Source organism: Streptomyces sp. NPDC059909 (assembly GCF_042730885.1).
Lineage (GTDB): Bacteria > Actinomycetota > Actinomycetes > Streptomycetales > Streptomycetaceae > Streptomyces.
The window spans coordinates 97096-114136 of record NZ_JBHWKX010000023.1; the positions used below are offsets into that span (position 1 = coordinate 97096).

The window sequence follows — 17041 nt, forward strand, 5'->3', positions numbered from 1 at the left end:
TCATCCGTGAGCGCGGGTGTTCACACAGGACCAGGACGGGGGTCGTGTGCAAGCGTCATCGCAACAACGGGCGGCGGACCATCGGCCGTACTTCTTCTTGAGCTATGCGCACACGCCGAGGTACGGAGCCGGAGGCCCCGACCCCGATATGTGGGTCGAGCGGCTGTTCCGCGATCTTTGCGGCCATGTGATGGCCATGACCGACCTGCCGGCCGGTGCTCCGGCCGGTTTCATGGACCGGGAGATACGCTCGGGCGAGGGCTGGTCGGAGCGGCTCGGCGAAGTGCTCGCCACCTGCCGCGTCTTCGTCCCGCTGTTCTCGCCCCGCTACTTCGCCAGCGAGATGTGCGGGAAGGAGTGGTACGCGTTCGCCCAGCGGGCCATCTACCACCAGGCCAAGAGCAACCGGCCGGCCGAGGCCATCGTGCCCGCCCTGTGGGTGCCGGTGCCGCCCGAGCAACTCCCGGGCCCTGCCGAGCGGTTGCAGTTCAACCACCGCGCCTTCGGGGACCGCTACGTCACCGACGGCCTCTACGGGCTCATCAAACTCCGCATATTCGCCGAGGAGTACGAGCGCGCGGTCTACGAACTCGCCAAACGGATCGTCAGCGTCGCCGACACCGCCGGGGTCGGGCCCAGCAGGCCCCTCGACTACCGGCAGGCGCCCAGCGCCTTCGGCACACCCAACCCCTCCGAGTCCCGCAGCAGCGGGCCCCGCCCCATCCAGGTCACCGTCGCCGCCCCCACGCGGCACGAACTGCCCGAGGGACGCGACCCCGCGTACTACGGCGACATGCCGCAGGACTGGAATCCGTACCACCCGGACTCGGCGCGGCCACTCGGCTACGTCGCACAGGACCTGGTCCGCTCCCTCAACTACCAGGCCACCGTGGCCTCCTTCGACCTCGACGCCTCGCCCGGCGACGCCAAACAGCCTCCGGTCCAGCCCGAGCTGCTGCTCATCGACCGCTGGGCGCTGGAGGACGAGGAGAGACGGGCACGGCTCGCCGCCTTCGACGCCGAGCACCGCCCCTGGGTCAGCGTCGTCGTCCCCTGGAACCGGGACGACCACCAGAGCCGGGCCGCCGACAGCGAACTCACCGCCAAACTGGAGGCCACCCTGCCCACCAAGCTGAGCCAGGGCCGTGCCGCCTGCCGGGCCGCCGCCCGCGGCGTACCCAGCATGGAGGCCTTCGGCCAGATCCTCCCGCAGGTGGTGGAAGCGGCCGCCCAGCAGTACCTGAGACACGCCCAGGTCTATCCACCGGCCGGCGGCAGCCACACCGAACGCCCCCGGCTGCGAGGCCCGATGGCCGCCGAGTACGCCACCACGCACTTCATCCACGACATGCTCGACCAGGCGCCCGATGCGGAGGACACGGATGACAGCCAGTCGTGACGGACGCATCGTCACCTTCTACTCGTACAAGGGAGGCACCGGCCGGACGATGGCCATGGCCAACACGGCCTGGATACTCGCCGCGAACGGCAAGCGGGTCCTCGCCGTCGACTGGGACCTCGAGGCCCCCGGCCTGCACAAGTTCTTCCACCCCTTCCTCGACCCGTCCACGCTCGGCGCCACCACCGGTGTCATCGACCTGATCACCGAATACGCCTGGGCCGCCACCAGCCCCGTGCAGCGCCCCGACGACTGGCACCGCGACTACGCGCGCATACAGCCGCACGCCGTCTCCCTCACGCCCGAGAACCTGGGCTGGGAGTTCCCCGAGGGCGGCACCCTCGACTTCGTCTCCGCGGGCAAGCAGAACCGCGAGTACTCGGCGACCGTCTCCACCTTCGACTGGGACAACTTCTACGACCGTCTCGGCGGCGGGCACTTCTTCGACGCGCTGCGCGACGACATGAAGGCCAACTACGACTACGTCCTCATCGACAGCCGTACCGGCCTCAGCGACATCGCCGACATCTGCACCGTCCATCTGCCCGACGTCCTCGTCGACTGCTTCACCCTCAGCGACCAGTCCATCGACGGCGCCGCCGCCGTCGCCCGCCAGATCGACGAACGCTACGGCGGCCGCGGCATCCGGATCTTCCCCGTCCCGATGCGCATCGACGAGGGCGAGAAGGAGAAGGCGGACGCCGGACGGGCGCTGGCCCGGCTGAAGTTCGACCGCTTCCCGAACGGACTCGCGGGCGACGAACTCACCTCCTACTGGGGCGCAGTGGAGATTCCCTACCGCCCCTACTACGCGTACGAGGAGACCCTGGCCACCTTCGGCGACGAGGCGGGACTCACCAACTCCCTGCTCTCCGCCTTCGAGCGGCTCACCTCCGTCATCACCGACGGGGAGATCACCTCCATGCCCGCGGTCGGCGAGGAGGTCAGGCTGCGCATCAGGGACGCCTTCACCCGCCGCCGCCCCGCCCTGCCCGCCGATCTCTTCCTCAGCTACGTCGCCGAGAACCGGATGTGGGCCGACTGGATCGAGTCCGTCCTCACCCGCGCCGGCTTCCGCGTCGTCCCGCGCGACGTCTCCGCCGAACCGCCGCAGGAGGGCACCGCCGCGCACGCCGCCGAGACCGCCGCACGCACCGTCGTGCTCCTGTCCAGCGCCTACCTCAAGTCCTCGCGGGCCATGGAGGTGTGGGAACGCGCCGCGTCCGAGGACCCCGGCGGCGGCCGGCGCCATCTGCTGCCGCTCCGCGTGGGCGACGTACGCCTCACCACGCCCTACATCGACCGCAACCCCGTCGACCTCTTCCGTCTCGACGAGGTGCACGCCACCACCGCCCTGCTGCGCGCCCTCGACCGGCCCGTGCAGCTCGCCGACGGGGTCTCGCCGGGTCCGCGCTTCCCCGGCACCGTCCCCAAGATCTGGAACGCACCGCCCCGCAACCCCGGTTTCACTGGCCGCTCCGTCGTCCTGGAGCGGATGCGCGACCAGCTCGGCGGCGGCATGGCCGTCGTCCTGCCGCAGCCCCAGACGCTGTACGGACTCGGCGGCGTCGGCAAGACCCAGGTGGCGCTGGAGTACGTGCACCGCTTCATGGCCGACTACGACCTGGTGTGGTGGATCTCGTCGGAGCAGCCCGACGACGTCGTCGCCGGTCTCGCCGAACTCGCCGTCCGGCTCGGCGCCCAGGGCGGCGAGGACATGGCAGCGGCCTCCCAGGAGGCCGTCGACCTCCTGCGGCGCGGAGTGCCGTCGTCGCGCTGGCTGCTGGTCTTCGACAACGCCGACGACCCCGAGCAGCTGAAGAGGTTCTTCCCCACCGGCGGCCACATCCTGGTCACCTCCAGGAACCAGGCCTGGTCGCAGTACGGGGACGCGCTGCCGGTCGACGTCTTCCTGCGCGAGGAGTCCGTCGAGCACCTGCAGCGCCGGGCACCCGGACTCACCCTGGAGGATGCCGACCAGGTCGCCGCCGCCGTCGGTGACCTGCCGCTCGCCGTCGAGCAGGCCGCCGCGTGGATCGCCGAGACCGCGACGCCCGTCGCCGCCTACCTGGAACAGCTGGCCCAGCAGGCGCCGAGCGTCCTCGCACTCAACCAGCCCGCGGGCTATCCCGAGCCGGTCGCCGCGACCTGGAACGTCTCCATCGAACGGCTCAAGGAACGCTCGCCCGCGGCCGTGCGGCTGCTCCAGCTCTGTGCGTTCTTCGCACCCGAGCCGATCTCCGCGAACCTCCTCTACAGCAAGGAGATGATCGAGGCACTCAAGCCGTACGACCCGTCGCTCCAGGAGAAGCTCGTCCTCGGCCGGGTCATCCGGGAGATCGGCCGGTTCGCCCTCGCCAAGGTCGACCAGGTCTCGAACTCCATCCAGGTCCACCGGCTGGTGCAGGCCGTCATCAGGGCCCAGCTCAGCGAGGAGGAGCAGATGGACGCGCGGCACGCCGTCCACCGGATCCTCGCCGGCGCACGCCCCGACGACGACGAGCCGATCGACAACCCCGAGACGTGGCCGCGGTTCAACACCATCTGGCCGCACCTCGGCCCCTCCGAGGCCCGCTTCTGCAAGGAGCCGGAGACCCGGCGTCTGCTCATCGACCGTGTGCGCTACCTGTGGAAGCGCGGCGACTGGCAGACCGCGGGAGTGCTCGCCGAGGAACTGCGCGACTCCTGGCGGGAGATGCTCGGAAACGACGACCTGCAGTATCTGTACCTGCGCTTCCACCTCTCCAACATCCTCCGCTCGCAGGGGCGTTACGTGGAGGCGAGGGAGCTGGACGAGGTGACGCTGGAGCGGCAGCAGGCCGTTCTCGGACCGTCCCACCCGCATACGTACATGACCACCAGTGGTCTCGCGATGGACCTCGGCACGCTCGGCCAGTACGGCAAGGCGATGGAGCTGGCCACCGAGGCCCACGAGGGCTTCAGCCAGATCTTCCACGAGTCCCACCCGCGCACCCTGGCCGCCGCCAACAACCTCGCGCTGAACCTGCGCATGGTCGGCCAGTACGCGCGCGCCCGCGAGATCGACCAGGACGTCTTCGACCGGCGCACCGAGGTGCTCGGCCCCGAGCATCCGTACACCCTCTCCTCGGCCACCTCACTCGCCCGCGACCTGCGGGAGGTCGGCCGGTACGAGGACTCGGTGGCGCTGCTGTCGCGCACGTACGACAGCTACAAGGAGACGCTCGGCCGGGCCTTCCCGGGCACGCTGGCGGCGGCCAAGAGCCTCGCCGTGTCACTGCGCAAGGCCGGCAGGACGGAGGACGCGCGCCGGCTCACCACGGCCACGCGCAACCGCTATCGCGCCAAGTACACCTACGCCCACCCGGACTCGCTGGCCTGCGACCTGAACCTGGCGGCGGACCTGTTCGCTGCCGGGGAGCCCGTCGCCGCCAGGGACCTGGCGCAGGAGGTCGTCGACCAGTACCGGGAGGTGCCGGGCGAGAAGCACCCTTACACCCTCGCCGCGATCAACAACCTCGGCATCTACCACTGGGGCTGCGGCGCCCCCGACCTCGCCGAGGAGCTGCTGCAGCCCGCCATCAGGAGGATGACCGACATCCTCGGCAGTGCCCACCCGCACACCCTGTTCTGCACCGTCAACCTCGCCAACGCCCGTGCGGACATGGGCGAACTGGAGGCGGCACTGGACACCGAGCGGCGAGCCGTCATGAAACTCCGCGAGGTGCTGGGCGCCCACCATCCGGAGACCCTCGCCGTCGCCTCCAACATGTGCGTCACGCTCGGCGCACTGGGCCGCAAGGACGAGGCGGCGGCGCTGCGCGCGGAAACCGTCGAGGAGCTGGGGCGGCTGCTGGGCGACGACCACGCGATGACGAGGATCGCGCGGGACGAGCGCAGGATCCACCGGGATCTGGAGCCGCTTGCCGTGTGATCCGAGGCCCGGTTCGTCTACGGGGCGCTGCAGCGTGCGCGCCCCTTCGGCTCACTCGCCGGACGAACCGGGCCTCAGCTGTCCGGCTCCAGCAGCCAGGTGAGGATCCGGGGGAGGGCGTGCAGGGCGTCGAAGTGCGCGGCGGCCGGTTCCAGTACGGCCGTCGCGCCCGGGATGCGCTCCGCGAGCCAGCGGGAGTGGCCGACCGGCGAGAAGACGTCCTTCTCGCCGTGCCACAGGAGCACGGGCGGCTTGATCTCGGCCGGGTCGAAGCCCCAGGGGCTGCAGAACGCGAGCGCGTCGTCGATCCAGCCGTACGCCGAAGAGCGCAGCGCCTCCTGGTAGTTGCGCAGCAGCATCGCCCGTACGCCGGCGTCCGCGACCACCATCCGGTCGGAGTCGGTCAGCTCCCGGCGCAGCTCGTCGAGGAGTCTGATCGGATCCCGGCGGATCTCGTCGGAACGGCTGATGAACCGGGCGGTGAGACCGTCCGGGTCGGCGGTGGCCCTCGTGTACTCGAGGACGTTGGACGCGGCCATCCCCTCGAACCAGTCGAGACCGTCCGCGTCCCGCGGCGCCAGAGTGACGAGGGCGGCGGCCCTGGTCACCCGGTCGGGCATCAGCGCGGCGCAGGCCAGGGCGTGCGGCGCGCCGCCCGAGCGGCCCACCACGGCGAAGCGGTCGAGCCCCAGGGCGTCGGCGATCGCCCGTACGTCCTCGACGACATCGGCCACGCTGCGGCCCGCCAGCCGGTCGGAGCCGCCGTAGCCGGGGCGGTCGTACGCGATGAGCTGCATTCCGCGCTGGTAGAGCACCATGCCGCGCGGGGCCGGGCCCAGCCTGCTGCCCGGGGTGCCGTGGAGCAGGAAGACAGGTCTGCCCCGCGGATCTCCGATGCGCTCCACCATCAGATGCCGCCCGTCCGATGCGCGCACCCGACGTCGCAACCCCCGCCTCCTCAGCTGTGTGGCGTGCTGTTGTGTTGCCGTGCCGCTGTGTGCGGTCTACAGCAATACTGTCCTGGCATTCCCCGCCCCTTAGATGATTACCCATCAGTGGGGGGATGCGGAGTGCCGCGCAGCGGCGAAATCCGGACAGGACTAGTCCTCACACGCCGCCCACGGTCCGATCGCAGGTGGTGTTCGCAATCGAAACCGGCGGTGGTGACCGGCGGTTGTGAACGAACAGAGGGCGCATTCGAGCGGTCGTGTGCCCGTCCGGAAGTCGACCTTGTGTGCTACTGGCGGGTCTCGGAATAGTGGGCGCCCCATCCTCCGTGTGCGGTCACCCCACTTGACCGTACGCGGCCCCCACAGGAGGTCGATGTTGAAGCACCGACGCATATCCAAGAAGCGCGCGACGGCGGCTGCCGGAGCCGTCGTCGCCCTCGTGGCCGCGGGAGTCACCTTCCAGACTGCGAACGCCAGCGAGGAAACCCCTGAGCTCACGGTCAAGACCCTGACGGCGACGGCGGCCGGAAACCTCGCCTCGACGCTCGGTCAGGAGCTGGGCGGCGACGTGGCAGGCGCGTACTACGACGCCGAGGCCAAGGCGCTCGTGATGAACGTCGTGGACGAGGAGGCCGCCAAGTCCGTGCGCGAGGCGGGCGGCAAGGCCAGAATCGTCCGGAACACGCTGGCCGAGCTCACGTCCGCCCGGGAGACCCTCACCGACCGCGCCACCATCCCCGGCACCTCCTGGGCCACCGACCCCGTGACCAACAAGGTGGTCGTCACCGCCGACCGCACGGTCAAGGGCGCCGACTGGACCAAGCTCCAGGAGGTCGTGAAGGGACTCGGCGAGAAGGCGGAACTGAAGAAGACGGCGGGGGAGTTCAAGCCCTTCATCGCCGGCGGTGACGCCATCCACAGCGGGGGCGGGCGCTGCTCGCTCGGCTTCAACGTCGTCAAGGACGGCGCCCCGCACTTCATCACGGCCGGCCACTGCGGCGAGGCCGGCAGCGAGTGGTCCGAGTCCGCGGGCGGGCCCGGGATCGGCACGATGGTCGACTCGCAGTTCCCCGGGAACGACTTCGCGCTCGTCAAGTATGACGGCGACACCGAGCACCCGAGCGCCGTGGACCTCTACGACGGCAGCTCGCAGGAGATCACCCGGGCGGCCGAGGCGACGGTGGGCGTGCAGGTCAGCCGCAGCGGCTCCACCACCCAGGTGCACGACGGCGAGGTGACCGGCCTCGACGCCACCGTGAACTACGGCAACGGCCAGATCGTCAACGGCCTCATCCAGACGAACGTCTGCGCCGAGCCCGGCGACAGCGGCGGCTCGCTCTTCTCCGGCGACTCCGCGATCGGCCTGACCTCGGGCGGCAGCGGTGACTGCACCTCGGGCGGCGAAACGTTCTTCCAGCCGGTGACGGAGGCGCTGGAGGTCTTCGGCGCCCAGATCGGCTGACGTCGGCGGCCGAGGGATACGGGGGATACGGGAGACCTCGGGACCCCGTACCCCTCGGTCCGGCCCGGTCGCCCGTCAGGGGCCGGCCGGGCCTTCGGCGTGCTTGGCGTGCGTGGCGCGCAGGGCCTGGCGGGCCGACCAGAGGACCGACACCAGCGGTACGGCCACGACCGCGCCGATCACTCCGGCGGCGACGGCCCCGGCGATGACCGACAGCGCGACGACCAACGGGTGCAGCCGGACGGCCCAGCTCATCACGATCGGGTGCAGCAGATGCCCCTCGATCTGGCCGATGACCACGATCAGCGCGATGACGACGGCCGCGATGACCGGGCCCTTGGCCGCCAGCGCCACCACGGCCGCCACGGCGAGGGCGATGGGTGAGCCGATCAGCGGAATGAAGGCCGCGAAGAACTCCAGCAGGGCGAGGGGCACGGCGAGCGGCACACCGAGGACGTAGAGGGCCACGCCGACGAGCACCGCGTTGGTCGCCGCCACGAGCACGATGCCCCGTGTGTACCCGGTGAACGTCCTCCAGGCCGCGCAGCCCGCCACCGACACCCGGTCCCGCACCGACACCGGAAGCTGGGCACAGAACCAGTGCCACTGCCGGTCGCCCGAGTGGAGGAAGAAGACCGAGCTGAACAGCGCCAGCGCGAGAGTCGTCAGCACCTCCACCAGCCGTCCGGCGCCGCTCAGGGCCGTACTGATGACCGTCGAGCGATGGCTGGACAGGAACCGGCCGATCCGTGACTGGACGTCCGTGAGCGCCTCCGGGTTCAGCCGGAACGGCGGCTGCTCCAGCCAGCGTTCGATTCGCTCGATCCCGTCGCCGAACTCCCGCTGCAGTGAGGCCCGCTCTCCGGCGACCGTCTCGCCGACCAGGGCCAGGATGCCGAGGACGACGACGATGCTGCCGATCAGCGCGACGGCGACGGCGAGCGGGCGCGGCAGCCTGCGGGCCAGCAGGTCGGCCACCGGCCGGAGCATCGCGGTGACGACGAGCCCGAGGAAGACGGCGACGGTGATTTCGTGAAAGCGCCCGAGGACCGAGAAGACGGCGTACACCAGGGTGCCCACGACCAGCAGCCGCCAGGAGTAGGCGGCGGCCGCGCGCAGGACGGGCGCGACCGGCGGCTCGCCGCCCGTGCGCCCCGGCAGCTGCCCGTCACCACTTCCCGGCACGCCCGACTCGTACCACCCGGGGGGCGGCGGCCAACGGCCCGGGACCGACATTCCCCCGATGGCACCCCAGGGCCCGTGCCCGGGCCGGCCCCGGGTGCGCCCGGACCGCGTACGAGCAGCCGGCGCTCCTGGCCGTCGTTGTCGTCCTCGTCGACCTCGAACGCGGCCGGGTCGAGCAAGGCCGTGTGCGGGGCGTCCTGAGTGCCGTTTGCGCAGGTGGGGCGGGATCGGGTGGCGGATGGGGCATGAGCGCCGCGAGGGTCGCACGAATGTTCGAAACTTGGTCTATGGTGGAGGCGAGGGGGAGGTGAGAACGGATTGATCCAGGAGGTGCGGGTGCCCGGGTTCACGCATCTGCACACCGTGTCCGGATTCTCCGTGCGGTACGGAGCCTCGCATCCGGAGCGGCTGGTCGAGCGCGCCGCCGAGCGGGGCATGGACGCGCTGGCCCTGACCGACCGCGACACCCTCGCGGGCGCGGTCCGGTTCGCCAAGGCCTGCGTCAAGGAGGGGGTGCGTCCGCTGTTCGGCGCCGAGCTCGCCGTACGGGAGCACGCGCCCACGACCGCCGCCCGGCGGCGTACCCCGGTGCGCGGCGGAGCCTTCGTCGACGAGTCGGCACCCCGGGTCACCTTCCTCGCCCGCGACGGCGCGGCCGGCTGGGCGGAGCTCTGCCGGCTGATCACCGCCGCGCACACCGCGGCCGGTCAGCCCGTCGTCGAGTGGGACGCGCTGGATGCTCCCGGGGCCCCGGACGGGCTCACCGTGCTGCTCGGCCCCGCCTCCGAGGTCGGCAGGGCGCTGGCCGCGGGCCGCCCCGACCGGGCGGCCCGGCTGCTCGCCCCCTGGCGGGAGCGGTACGGCGACGCCCTGCGCCTCGAAGCGGTGCACCACGGTCTTGCGGGCACGGGCCCCGGCTCGCTGCGGCTCGCCGCCCGTACCGCCGGTTTCGCCGCCGAGCAGGGCGTACGGGCCGTGCTGAGCAACGCCGTACGGTACGCCGACCCCGGCCAGGGCCCGGTCGCCGACGTCCTGGACGCGGCCCGCCGGCTCGTCCCGGTCGACCCGGCCAAGGGCCTGGACAGCGGAGAGCGCTGGCTCAAGGGCGCGGACGAGATGCACCGCGCGGCCGAGCTGATCGCCGAGGCGGCCGGGTGGCGGCGCGACGCCGCACACCGGCTGCTCGCCGTGACCGAGGAGACCGCCGCCGAGTGCCTCGTCGACCCCGAGGACGACCTGGGCATGGGGTCCGTCTACTTCCCCGAGCCCCATCTCGTCGGCGCGGGCCGGCGCACCGCGCAGCGCGTCCTCGCCTCCCGCACCGCCGCTGGCATGGTCCTGCGCGGCTACGACCGCAGGCCCGACGCCCGCGCCTACTGGGAGCGGATGCACTCCGAGCTGGACATCATCGACTTCCACGGCAACGCCTCGTACTTCCTGACGGTCGCCCAGGTCGTCGACGACATCAAGGAGTTGGGCATCCGGGTGGCCGCACGCGGCTCCGGCGCCGGATCCCTGGTGAACCATCTGCTGGGCATCGCCCACGCCGACCCCGTCGAGCAGCATCTGCTGATGGAACGCTTCCTCTCCAAGCGCCGCTTCGTGCTGCCCGACATCGACATCGACGTCGAGTCCGCGCGCCGGCTGGAGGTCTACCGCGCGATCATCGACCGCTTCGGCGAGGAGCGGGTCGCGACCGTCGCCATGCCCGAGACCTACCGGGTGCGGCACGCGATCCGGGACGTGGGCGCCGCGCTGAGCATGGACCCGGCCGAGATCGACCGGCTGGCCAAGGCGTTCCCGCACATCCGCGCCCGCGACGCCCGCGCGGCGATGGCGGAGCTGCCCGAACTGCGCGAGGTGGCGAAGGAGAAGGGCGGACACCGCAGACTGTGGGAGCTGGTCGAGAGCCTGGACGCGCTGCCGCGCGGCGTCGCCATGCACCCGTGCGGGGTGCTCATCTCGGACTCCTCGCTGCTGCGGCGTACGCCCGTGATGCCGACCAGCGGCCAGGGCTTCCCGATGTCGCAGTTCGACAAGGACGACGTCGAGGACCTCGGGCTGCTCAAGCTCGACGTGCTGGGCGTACGGATGCAGTCCGCGATGGCCCACGCCGTCGCCGAGGTCGAGCGGGCGACCGGCGAGCGGATCGAGCTGGACGACCCGGAGCAGGTGGCGCCGGGCGACCCGGAGACGTACCGGCTGATCCGCAGCGCCGAGACGCTGGGCTGCTTCCAGATCGAGTCGCCGGGCCAGCGTGATCTGGTCGGCCGGCTGCAGCCCGCGAACTTCCACGACCTGGTCGTCGACATCTCGCTGTTCCGGCCGGGGCCGGTCGCGGCGGACATGGTCCGGCCGTTCATCGAGGCCCGGCACGGGCGGGCACCGGTCCGCTTCCCGCACCCGGATCTGGCCGGGCCGCTGGGGGAGACGTACGGGGTCGTCGTCTTCCACGAGCAGATCATCGAGATGGTGAACATCATGACCGGGTGCGGCCGGGACGAGGCCGACCGGGTGCGGCGCGGGCTCTCCGACCCGGAGTCGCAGGGGCGGATCAAGGTGTGGTTCGCGCAGCAGGCGGAGCGGAAGGGGTACACGGCCGAAGTGATCGCGCGGGCCTGGGAGATCATCGAGGCGTTCGGCTCGTACGGCTTCTGCAAGGCGCACGCTGTCGCTTTCGCCGTACCGACGTACCAGTCGGCGTGGCTGAAGGCGCACCACCCCGCGGCCTTCTACGCGGGGCTGCTCACGCACGACCCCGGGATGTATCCGAAGCGGCTGCTGCTGGCGGATGCGCGGCGGCGGGGGGTGGCGGTGCTGCCGCTGGATGTGAACCGGTCGGCGGTCGCCTATCAGATCGAACTGGTGTCTGGCGAAAAAGGTGAGGAGTGGGGCATACGGCTCGCGCTCGCCGATGTCCATGGCATCAGCGAGGCGGAAGCGGCACGGATCGAGGCGGGACGGCCGTACACGTCCCTGCTGGACTTCTGGGAGCGGGCGCGGCCGGGGCGGCCGGTCGCCGAACGGCTCGCGCAGGTCGGCGCGCTGGACGAATTCGGCGCGAACCGCCGCGACTTGCTGCTGCACCTTGCCGAACTCCACCGTACGCAGCGGGGCCTGGCCTCCCATGGCGTCCGTGGCGCCCAGCTGCCCCTGGGGGGCGGCCACAGGACCGCGTCCGTCGGCCTGCCCGACCTCAACGAGGCCGAGCGGCTCAGCGCCGAGCTGGGCGTCCTCGGCATGGACGCGTCCCGCCATCTGATGGCGGACCACCACGCCTTCCTCGACGAGCTCGGCGCGATCCCCGCGCGGCGGCTGCGCGACGCCGAGCACGGCGCGACCGTGCTGGTCGCGGGCGCCAAGGCGGCCACCCAGACCCCGCCGATCCGCTCCGGCCGCCGGGTCATCTTCACCACCCTGGACGACGGTACGGGCCTGGTCGACCTGGCCTTCTTCGACGACAGCCACGAGGCGTGCGCGCACACCGTCTTCCACTCCTGGCTGCTCCTGGTGCGCGGCGTGGTCCAGCGCCGCGGCCCGCGCAGCCTCAGCGTGGTCGGCTCGGCGGCCTGGAACCTCGCGGACCTGATCGAGGTCCGGCGTACGGGCGGTCTCGACGCGGTGGCCCAGCGGCTGGCCGCGACGGACTCCCCGGCGGACTCTTCGGCACCGTCCGCCGCACCACCCACGGACCGCACCATCCGCATGCCCACCGGCTACGAGCTGAACGCCTGGGCGGACCTGCGCCCGGCGGGTGAAGGCACGGCGCCGGCACGGAAGTTGTGGCACCAGAGCCCGGGGAGCGCGGGATGACGACGGAACGGAGGCTGGGACGGAAGCCGGAACGGGAGCCGGGACGGGAGCCGGCCCGGGCCGCGCGTACTGCCGACGCCGGCGGCAATACTGCCCCCCGGCCCACCCGCGAGGCCGACCCGGCGACTGCGGCGAGGTCGGGGCCGGGGCCGGGGTCGGGGTCGGGGTCGGCCTGGGCCGCGTCGGCGCGGCGGGCCGGCCCGCGATCCGCTGCGGCCACGAATGCGGTGGGTCCGGCCCGGGCGCCGATGCCGGGCAGCGCGCCTGCGGCGGCGAACCGTGGTCAGGACAGGCCCACGGGGGCCGCGTCGGCATCGGGCAGCGGCGCGGCGGCCGACCGCGGTCCGGGCCGGGGCGCGGCGGAGACTGACGCCCGGTCAGCTATGCCGGCCGCCCGTGTGCCGGGCAGGCCCGTACGGCCTGATGCCGGTCAGGACCGGGCCGTGGCGGAGCCAACCTGTGGTCCGGCTCAGTCGTCGGGGCCGATCGGTGCGTTGTCGGCATCGGGCAGTGGTGTGGCGGCCAGCCGCGGTCCGGGCCGCGGCGCGGCGGCGACCGGCGGGCCGGACGGGGCCGGGGCGGAGGCGACGGCCGAGGCGGCCGTGCTGTACCTGCGGTTCCGCAAGGCCGGGGGAGGGGCGCCGGACGGGGCCGCGTACGCGGGGGTGCTCGCGCTGCTCGGTGCGTTCACGCCCGTGGTCGAGTCGGCGCCGCCGGACGGGGCGCTCGTTGATGTGCGGGGTGCGCTGCGCTACTTCGGGCGGGACGCCGCAGGTCTCGCCTCGCTGATACGGGTACGGGCGCTCGCCCTGTACGGCGTCGACTGCGTGATCGGGGCGGGCCCGAACCCGCTGCTGGCCAGGATGGCGGCGCGCGAGGCCGGACCGGGCACGACCCTGGTCGTGGGCGACGCGGCGGAGTTCCTCGCCGGGCGCCCCGTCGCCGCGCTGCACGGCGTCGGACCCGCTACCGCCCGCTCCCTCTGCGGGTACGGGCTCGACACCGTCGACCGGGTCGCCGCCGCGCCCCTCGCCGTACTCCAGCGGATCCTCGGCGCGCGCGCCGGGCGCGATGTGTACGAAAAGGCGCGCGGCATCGACCGCACCCAGGTCGTCCCGAACGCCGCCGCCCGCTCCGTCGGCGCCGAACGCACCTTCCCCCGCGACGAACTGGACCCCACCCGGCACCGCCGCGCCCTGCTCTCGCTCGGCGAGGAGCTCGGCGCCCGGATGCGCGCCGAGGACCAGGTCTGCCGCACCTTGACGCTCACCGTGCGCTACGCCGACCGGACCACGACCACCAAGTCCCGCGCCCTCCCCGAACCGACCGCCCACTCGGCGTCCCTCACCGCCGCCGCCTACCGCCTCCTCGACGGTCTCGGCCTGCAACGCGCCCGCGTCCGCGCCCTCGCCCTGCGTGCCGAGGGGCTGATCCCGGCCGAGCGCGCCGCGCACCAGCTCACCTTCGACCCGGCCGACGAGAAGGCCCGCCGGATCGAGGCGGCCGCCGACCGCGCCCGTGCCAGGTTCGGCCCACGGGCGGTCATTCCGGGCTCGCTGGCCGCGTAAACGGATCTTTCCGTACAAGAGCGTTGCTCTGACCATCCATCAGTTTTTACCGACGCGTAACTTCCCAGAGCTGGTTACTCGTGCGTACGTTGGCATGAGCACAGCTCTCTCTTGTGGTCCGGGCCGCAGGGAATCCCCACATCCCCAGTCATCGCCATTCCCTTGAGCCGCAAGGAGATCGCCCGATGCTGCCCTTGAAGCGTGCCCTCAGACCACTCGCCGCCCTGCTGCTGGCCGCCGCGATCGGACTCGCCCCCGCCGCGACCGCCACCGCCTCAACGGCCCCCACCAGTGGCTGGAACAACTACAGCTGCAAGCCCTCCGCCGCACATCCGCGTCCCGTCGTCCTCGTCCACGGAACCTTCGGCAACGCGATCGACAACTGGTTCGCCCTCGCGCCCTATCTCGTCCACCGGGGCTACTGCGTCTTCTCGCTCGACTACGGCCAACTGCCCGGCGTCCCGTTCTTCCACGGCCTCGGCCCCATCGACAAGTCGGCCGAGCAACTCGACGCGTACGTCGACCAGGTCCTCGCCGCGACCGGTGCGTCCGAGGCCGACCTGGTCGGACACTCACAGGGCGGCATGATGCCGCGCTACTACCTGAAGTTCCTGGGCGGCGCGGACAAGGTGAACGCCCTCGTCGGCATCGCACCCGACAACCACGGCACCACACTCAGCGGCCTCGCCAACCTGCTGCCGTACTTCCCCGGTGCCGAGGACCTGCTCAGCGCGGCGACCCCCGGCCTCGCCGACCAGATCGCGGGCTCCGCGTTCCTCGCCAAGCTCAACGCGGGCGGCGACACGGTCGCCGGTGTGCGCTACACCGTCATCGCCACCAAGTACGACGAGGTCGTCACCCCGTACCGCTCGGGCTTCCTCGACGGGCCCGGCGTCCGGAACGTGACGCTGCAGGACCTGTGCGCCCTCGATCTGTCGGAGCACGTGGCGATCGGCCTGTGGGACCGGGTCGCGTACCACGAGGTGGCCAACGCCCTCGATCCGGCGCACGCCACCCCGACCACCTGCGCGTCGGTCTTCGAGTAGACAACGGCGGGGGTGCCACCCACAGGCGGCACCCCCGTCACTCCACCCCCCGTCACTTCACGACGGTCACTTCACGACGGTCACTCCACGACTCAGCGAGTGGCCCGGCGGCGGACCGTGCCGAACAGCACTGCGGCACCGATCGCGAGCGCCGCGGCGCCACCCATGGCGAGGTACGCGGTGGAGCTGCTGCCACCGGTCTCGGCGAGGTTCTCACCGGCGCCGTTGGCCGCGGGTGCGTTGCCGGCCGGGGCCTGGCTCTCCGTCCGCGTCTCCGGCGCGGTGGCGTCCGCCGACGGCTGCTGGGCGTGCTCCTGCGGGCTGTCGCCCCCGTGACCGCCGTGGTCCACGGTGGACTCGTCCGCCCCCTCCTCGATCTGCTCGTCGGTCGGCGCGGACGCGGTCGGCGCGGGCGCCGATCCGCCCGGCGCGGAACCGCCGTTGTCCTGGCCGAACACGACGTCCGAGCAGGTGTAGAACGCCTCGGGGGAGTCGGACCGCTGCCAGATCGAATAGATCAGGTGCCGACCCGACTTCGCGGGGACGGTTCCGTCGAAGACGTACTCACCGTTGACCAGCTGCGGGTCGGTGACCTTCGCGAACGGCTTCTCCTCCAGGTCCGACCACTTCAGCGGCTTCGACGGGTCGTAGCCGTCCTTGGTGATGTACAGCTCGAACGAGCCCTTGTGCGGCGCGGTCCCCTTGTAACGGAACGTGTGACCACCGCTGCCGAGCTTCGACGCCGACCAGTCCGCGCGCGGCAGGTCCAGGCCCCTGTACTTGTCCCGGCCCGCGCTGCACAGCTTGCCGTCCGGGATCAGTTGCCGGTGGTTGCCCGCGGCGTTGGCGATGTTGACCTCGTTCCAGTCGTAGAACGCCTGCGGCCCACTGGCCGCGACCGCGGCCTTGCACGCCGCCGACTGCGGGCTCTCCGGCCCCTCGGCGTAACAGGCGGCGACCCGGCTCACCGGATCACTCATCGATCCGTGCGCAACGGCCGGCGATGCGGTCAGCCCGGTCAGCGCGAGAGGCGCGATTCCGAACGCGGCGACGGCGGCGGCCCTGCGGCGAGCGGTCATGGTGAGGAACTCCTTCAACAGCAGGGGCATACGAGCGGGTTTCCGGGCAGGATCCACACCGCGATGCGGCCCCCCGATCGACCGCATCGATGCCCGGATCCCGCCCGGACGACAAGCAAGCTAGCCCCTCGAAACCGCGAAATCCGCTGCTGGGAGGGGGTGATGGCGATCCTTATGGTGCCTTTAAGACAGCGGTAAGAGGGGGCTCAGGAACGGTGCGGAGCGTGGGGGCCTGACCACGCGGTTCGGCGGGCTGCTCTCCGTGGTTGTCCACGGAGAGCCACTCCGTGCCGCCGTGTTTGGCTCCCCCTTTGGCTCCCCGTTTGGCTCCCCGCTGGGTCCATTCAGTGGCGCGCAAGTGCTGGCGAACTGATGCGGCGACAGGACCCGCTACTCACCCCGCCGTCCGGCGGATAACAACTCTGCGGTAAGAAGGGCCTCAAGAACGGCGCGCAGAGCGCACTTCCGACCACGCGGTCCGGCGCAGCGTTGTCCGTGGATGTCCATGGGGGCTGCGTCGCCTCCGAGCCGGCTTGTCGGCGTACAACCTCACGTGACCAGCCGCGTACAAGCTCATGTGTCCACCCTGGTGGGCGGGCCGGGGCCGCCCGACTGCTGATTGTGCG

9 protein-coding genes are annotated in these 17041 nt (G+C 71.9%); 6 read left to right on the forward strand and 3 right to left on the reverse strand.

The genetic code is table 11. The annotated features are described in order from the left end of the window. Positions 1–46 precede the first annotated feature (46 nt). Positions 47–1399, forward strand: a complete 1353-nt coding sequence (fsxC, locus tag ACFV9O_RS18010; protein ID WP_385418687.1) for an FxsC protein — start codon at positions 47–49, stop codon at positions 1397–1399. Then, the gene (fxsT, locus tag ACFV9O_RS18015; RefSeq protein WP_385418690.1) at positions 1383–5312 is read left to right on the forward strand and encodes an FxSxx-COOH system tetratricopeptide repeat protein; all 3930 of its coding nucleotides are present in this window, start codon (positions 1383–1385) and stop codon (positions 5310–5312) included. Before fsxC ends, fxsT begins: the two co-directional genes overlap by 17 nt. Before the next feature lie 74 nt (positions 5313–5386). Here fxsT and ACFV9O_RS18020 read toward each other — a convergent pair whose 3' ends face one another. Beyond that, positions 5387–6259 (reverse strand): alpha/beta fold hydrolase, encoded by an 873-nt coding sequence (locus ACFV9O_RS18020; protein ID WP_385418693.1) that lies wholly within the window; start codon positions 6257–6259, stop codon positions 5387–5389. Between the two features lie 379 nt (positions 6260–6638). On the opposite strand from ACFV9O_RS18020, the gene ACFV9O_RS18025 reads away from it, so the two are divergent. Further along, positions 6639–7724 (forward strand): S1 family peptidase, encoded by a 1086-nt coding sequence (locus ACFV9O_RS18025; protein ID WP_385418733.1) that lies wholly within the window; start codon positions 6639–6641, stop codon positions 7722–7724. 75 nt (positions 7725–7799) lie between these two features. Here ACFV9O_RS18025 and ACFV9O_RS18030 read toward each other — a convergent pair whose 3' ends face one another. Then, positions 7800–8909: an AI-2E family transporter gene (locus ACFV9O_RS18030; RefSeq protein ID WP_385418695.1), complete on the reverse strand. Its 1110-nt coding sequence runs from the start codon at positions 8907–8909 to the stop codon at positions 7800–7802. Between the two features lie 318 nt (positions 8910–9227). On the opposite strand from ACFV9O_RS18030, the gene ACFV9O_RS18035 reads away from it, so the two are divergent. The 3 genes from ACFV9O_RS18035 to ACFV9O_RS18045 all read left to right on the forward strand — a co-directional run bounded on the left by ACFV9O_RS18035 (position 9228) and on the right by ACFV9O_RS18045 (position 15336). Then, on the forward strand, positions 9228–12722 hold the full coding sequence (locus ACFV9O_RS18035) for a DNA polymerase III subunit alpha (RefSeq protein ID WP_385418698.1): 3495 nt from the start codon (positions 9228–9230) through the stop codon (positions 12720–12722). Between the two features lie 611 nt (positions 12723–13333). Continuing rightward, complete coding sequence (locus ACFV9O_RS18040; protein WP_385418737.1) at positions 13334–14290, forward strand: hypothetical protein; 957 nt, start codon at positions 13334–13336, stop codon at positions 14288–14290. 185 nt (positions 14291–14475) lie between these two features. Further along, entirely contained in the window at positions 14476–15336 is an 861-nt protein-coding gene (locus tag ACFV9O_RS18045; RefSeq protein WP_385418701.1) for an esterase/lipase family protein, read from the forward strand. A gap of 92 nt (positions 15337–15428) precedes the next feature. Here ACFV9O_RS18045 and ACFV9O_RS18050 read toward each other — a convergent pair whose 3' ends face one another. Further along, a complete protein-coding gene (locus tag ACFV9O_RS18050; RefSeq protein ID WP_385418740.1) occupies positions 15429–16415 on the reverse strand; it encodes a lytic polysaccharide monooxygenase in 987 nt (328 codons plus the stop codon). Between the last annotated feature and the right edge of the window lie 626 nt (positions 16416–17041).

Coding starts and splice junctions, on each gene's coding strand:
- ACFV9O_RS18045 (WP_385418701.1), top strand. CDS start 14,476: ATGCTGCCCTTGAAGCGTGCCCTCAGACCACTCGCCGCCCTGCTGCTG.
- fxsT (WP_385418690.1), top strand. CDS start 1,383: ATGACAGCCAGTCGTGACGGACGCATCGTCACCTTCTACTCGTACAAG.
- ACFV9O_RS18050 (WP_385418740.1), bottom strand. CDS start 16,415: ATGACCGCTCGCCGCAGGGCCGCCGCCGTCGCCGCGTTCGGAATCGCG.